We start from the raw sequence: 5,014 nt of genomic DNA, 5'->3' as shown, positions 1-5,014 counted from the left end.
TCTACGGCTCTACGGCTCTACGGCTCTACGGCTCTACGGCTCTACGGCTCTACGGCTCTACGGCTCTACGGCTCTACGGCTCTACGGCTCTACGGCTCTACGGCTCTACGGCTCTACGGCTCTACGGCTCTACGGGCAGTTTCCCCTCACCCGCGCTAGAACTGCAAACCCTGTGTCGTTACCTTACTGAAGGGTTACCCTGCTTAGGGAAGTTCCGGCAGAAGCTGTTGTCGGTTCCGTTGAATCCCCAATTTTTGGGCATAAAAAAATCGCGAAACATAAGTTTCGCGATTTTTGCTTTGGTGACCCCAACGGGATTCGAACCCGTGTTGCCGCCGTGAGAGGGCGGAGTACTAGGCCGCTATACGATGGGGCCGTATGCTGAAGATAAATCTTCAGCTCACCAAATCTCTTTGGTGAAGCGCTGGGATACCAGGACTCGAACCTAGAATGACGGAACCAGAAACCGTTGTGTTGCCAATTACACCATATCCCAATGTGACTTGGTATTCATTTGCTTCAGTAGCCGAAGCTGATCTGCGCTGAATGCCTTAGCACGAGATATAACTATACCTAAAAAATTCTCGGATCGCACATCCTGGGGCAATATCCTCGAGTGATCTGCAGCTCGTTTATTGAAATGCCTGTTATAGACCTGAGCTACGCTAAACGTCAGCCGTTAAATTGCCACCCAAGAATGCAGGTCAGCTTGACCTGCACTGAGTCCAGACGCAACGGTCTAATACGAAAAGAGGGAACCGAAGTTCCCCCTTAACTGTGCGTCGGGATAACAGGATTCGAACCTGTGACCTCGTCGTCCCGAACGACGCGCGCTACCAAGCTGCGCTATATCCCGTGGTTACAACCATTTCACTCTACACCCATGCAGAATTTTTCTCAGCGCCCGGGATAGCTACTCTTTTCTTTTCCGCCAAGTCCTTGGCTAGGTTTCGCAGCCTGAGACCATTAGATAGCCTTCCCAGGATTCAAAATATTCAACGGGTCCAAAAGCTTCTTGATCTGCTGTTGGAGTTCGATCACTTCTGTTGCTTGTTCCCATTGCAACCAATCTTTTTTGATCAGCCCGACACCGTGTTCACCAGTAATTGTGCCGCCTAGTTCCAATGCTATGCGTACGGAGCTTTCAACGGCACGGCCTAGCCTCGCTAGTGGCTCATTGCCGTCTTCCGGTTCTACAGAAAACGTTGGATGCAGATTGCCATCCCCTACATGCGAAATCATCCTCATGTTTACGTTTTCCTCCCGCGCAGCTCGTTGAACGCGGTGCACGTATTCAAGCATCTTGCTTTTCGGAATGGCGACATCCTCTCCAGTCCGGTAAGCATCGTCTTTAGTATCGCCCCGGCTGGTTCGGCGCATTTCGATCAGTTGCGTAGCACTCGGATCTGCTGAATTGCTTAGCTGGGCATTGCGTTCTTCGAAAACATTGCGGAGGGCGGCTTCTTCACGCTCGGCGCCATAGCCATCTAGTCGAGTCAAGAGCATGGCACCGCCGAGACCTGCGTAATTCGTCGAGTACTGTTCATCAAGAATGAGCAAAGTCGAATGATCGATGAGTTCCAAAATGGCAGGCTGGATTCTGGCTTTGGCAATCAGTTGAACGCCCTCGACTGCTTCTTCCAGGCTGGGGAACAATAGAGCTACGTCTCGTTCGTCTACCGGGAGATAGCGCAATCGGACAACTGCGCGAACGACAACACCCAGCGTGCCCTCGGACCCTGTGAAAAGTGCGGCGAGATCATACCCTGCTACACCCTTGAACGTATTCTTACCAACGCGGATTAGTCGGCCGTCAGCCAATACGACGTCTAGGGAGAGCACTGCTTCTCGGGTAACGCCATACTTCGCGCACCGCAGACCTCCCGCGTTGGTTGCGATGTTGCCGCCAATCGTAGACATCTTGTAGCTAGCAGGATCCGGGGCGTACATGAGGCCAAATTCGGAAACGGCTTCGTTCAGCTGATGATTGATGACGCCAGGTTCAACCACAGCGACTTCATCTTCCGGGCGGATCTCTAGGATTCTATTCATCTTGCTCAAGTTCAAGACGACGGCATCACCCAGTACGTGTACACCACCAGAAACACCTGTGCCGGCACCGCGGCTAATGACCGGTATCTTGTATTCGCTGGCCAAGCGTAGAACATGTTGCACATCCGCTACGGAACTGGCGAAAACAACGGCCAGCGGTTCTATTGGATTCCCTGATAACTGCCCGAAGTCTCTAGAGTTTTCTCGAAGCAGCTGGCCCGATGTTTCTATGGCATTTTCTGGTAATGCCGCGCTGAGGGCATCTAGAAATCCGGCATGGGTAGCGGCCATCTTTATCTCCACGGATCGTTGCGTGCAAGTATTTACCTGAGACTACGGCTAATGAAGGCCTTTGCCGAACTTGATGACTTGGCAATTTACTAGCAGCGCGGTTCAAAACTGCGTTTGCACCCTCGTGGCCAGTCGATCCGGGGCCGGCCTATGTCGGGTCCCTACCATTTGTCGGACTAGGGCCGTTCAGCTACTGCGGTTTCTTTCGGTTGTGCTGATTGGGTTTCAACTGGAATAGCTTTTCCTCTCACAAATAGCCGATAGCAGACGCCCAGAATTGCCACCCAGATTAGACCGGTAATGAGTGCACTACGCGTATCCGGAATAATGCCGATTAGGATGATCACGAAGATCATGAAGGCCAGCGCCAAGTAGCTGCCCACCGGCCAAAGCGGAACTGGGAATGCAGATGGTTCAAGATTATCTCTGTCTATCCGGCGCTTCATCCGAATATGAGAGATCAGGATCATCGACCAAACAACGACGGTGGCGAAAGTAGCCAACGCGGCGATGAGGAAGAAGATCTCATCTTCGAACCAAATGTTCAGCACTACACCAATAAGCAATGCGCCGATCATCGATAATGAAGTCACCCATGGGACCCCGTTAGCCGTGGTCTTCGTAAATACCTGTGGTGCCTGGCCTTGTTTGGCCATACCGTGAATCATGCGTCCCGCGCCGAAGATGTCTGCATTGATTGCTGAGAGCGCCGCAGTGATGACGATGAAGTTCAGGACATTTGCTGCTGACGAGAAGCCAATGCTGGAGAAGATCGAAACGAATGGACTTTCACTGCCATCAATCGTGTTCCACGGCTGAATGCACATGATGACACCGAGCGTCAGTACGTAGAACAACAAGATGCGCACTGGTACAGAGTTAATTGCCTGCGGAATGACTTTACGCGGGTTCTGCGCTTCTCCAGCGGTAATGCCGATTACCTCGGTGCCGCCGAAGGCAAACATGACAATCGTCAGCGAAGCGAGAATGCCCCAGACACCGTGCGGCATGAAGCCGTCGCCAGCAAAGAGATTGGATAGACCTGCAGCTCCTTCGCTTTGGTTGCCCAACCCGAAAACGATGACCAGAACACCACCAGCGATCATTGCCATGATAGCCACAACCTTGATCAAGGAGAACCAAAACTCCAGTTCCCCAAAGACTTTAACCGAAAGCAGGTTCACGGCGGCGATGAAGAAAACAACCGCCAGGATCCAGATCCATCGTTCGACGTTGGGGAACCAGAAACCCATATATACGCCAAAAGCTGTCACGTCGGCCAGAGCCACCACGAACATTTCAAACGTGTAAGTCCACCCAGTTGCAAAGCCAGCAAAGCGTCCAACAAATTCAGTGGCATAGCTTCCGAATGAGCCGGAGGTCGGATTGCGGACTGCCATTTCTCCCAACGCACGCATCACCATGAACACCACTGCGCCACCGAGTATGTACGCGAGCAGCACCGCTGGCCCGGCCATTTGTATGGCGCTTGCGGAACCATAGAACAAGCCCGTGCCAATAGCAGACCCTAGAGCGATAAACCTGATATGCCGTGTGCTCAAACCACGTTTCAGGTTTTGACTTGTCTGGCTAGTACGCATGTTGCTCCTCTGGGATTACTAACTGCATCAGAGGTCTTATGCTCACCTTGCTTGGTGCGCTTCAACCCCGACATCCATGTAATCGCAGTCACATGCAACTTGGAGCGGAGAAAACCACAAGATAGTCCGGTACCTCAGACTCGGGGCGAAATGAAGCTGAGATACCGGACGGCAATTCTTTCAATGGCTATCTCGGGACGGCGTGATGGGCATCCTGGGATTTCGGCCACTGGCAAACGGACGATAGAAGTACACATCCCCGCATGCAACGCAGCCAGATACCCGTGAATCCAAATGAAGGATAACGCTGTGGGATCCCCGCCAACGACCATGAGAATGTTTAGTTGAGCTTGCTCAATCCCTCGTTATCGAGGCAGGATCCCGATACCGCTGGGGCTTCCAGGTGCTGCACGTCAGTGGTCAGCAACCCTGCCTGTCTGTGTCCGTCATTTTGCCCACTAGCTGCCAGAGCATCTACTGGCGCCGGCGTCCGCGTCTCCAGAAACATGATGCCGGGGCCTTCGGCGGTTGGTTGACAGTATCTATTACTTTCAAGGCCATTCCAGGAAGAGATCCAAAATGATATTCGATGGCCTGACCTGGTGAATTCTCGCAGTCCTGGTCCCCCTGGTCGGTCGAATCCCCATACGTCGAGGCATGTGGTCGCTACTTGCTCGCACCATTGCACGCCGACAGATGACTGTGGTGCAATTGCGGGAATCACCTTCCGAAACGGAGCTGTCGCATGGGTTGCTTGGAACCCAAATTGTGCAGTCCACCAACTGGCATTTTTAGTCGATACCCGTCGAGGGGGACAAATAAGGCTCAGCAAGGTTGGCTGGATTCACAACCCAACGCCAGCCTGATCATTCCCTGAGCGGTCCGCGCAAGCGGCCAGCACCCAAGCCCGTTAAACAGGAAAAGGGCCAGGCTTTCATGCCTGGCCCCTCCACGGGTTAAACAGGTGAGGCCCCCTAGCACCAACAGGTGCCCAAGGGGCCTCACACACATAAGTTAAGTCCGGCGGTGACCTACTCTCCCACACCCTCACGAGTGCAGTACCATCGGCG

General features: G+C 53.1%; 2 protein-coding genes and 3 tRNA genes. All 5 read right to left on the bottom strand.

Annotated features, from left to right (window positions below; all coding sequences use genetic code 11):
* Window positions 1-300: 300 nt before the first annotated feature.
* A tRNA-Glu gene (locus tag ACRDT3_RS18800) sits at window positions 301-376 on the bottom strand.
* A gap of 48 nt (window positions 377-424) precedes the next feature.
* Window positions 425-496, bottom strand: a tRNA-Gln gene (locus tag ACRDT3_RS18795).
* Window positions 497-782: 286 nt separating this feature from the next.
* A tRNA-Pro gene (locus ACRDT3_RS18790) sits at window positions 783-856 on the bottom strand.
* 110 nt (window positions 857-966) lie between these two features.
* A complete protein-coding gene (locus tag ACRDT3_RS18785) occupies window positions 967-2,343 on the bottom strand; it encodes an FAD-binding oxidoreductase (RefSeq protein WP_431494436.1) in 1,377 nt (458 codons plus the stop codon).
* A 176-nt stretch (window positions 2,344-2,519) separates the two neighbouring features.
* On the bottom strand, window positions 2,520-3,944 hold the full coding sequence (locus tag ACRDT3_RS18780; RefSeq protein WP_431494435.1) for an amino acid permease: 1,425 nt from the start codon (window positions 3,942-3,944) through the stop codon (window positions 2,520-2,522).
* Window positions 3,945-5,014 lie beyond the last annotated feature (1,070 nt).

Origin of the sequence: Glutamicibacter sp. (genome assembly GCF_050701915.1) — a bacterium.
Classification (GTDB): domain Bacteria; phylum Actinomycetota; class Actinomycetes; order Actinomycetales; family Micrococcaceae; genus Glutamicibacter.
Note: the sequence above shows the minus strand (reverse complement) of the source record. Positions and strands in the feature narration are given on the sequence as shown.

Bases quoted from the DNA above. Each gene is read 5' to 3' on its own strand.
- ACRDT3_RS18780 (WP_431494435.1), bottom strand. From the start codon at position 3,944: ATGCGTACTAGCCAGACAAGTCAAAACCTGAAACGTGGTTTGAGCACA.
- ACRDT3_RS18785 (WP_431494436.1), bottom strand. From the start codon at position 2,343: ATGGCCGCTACCCATGCCGGATTTCTAGATGCCCTCAGCGCGGCATTA.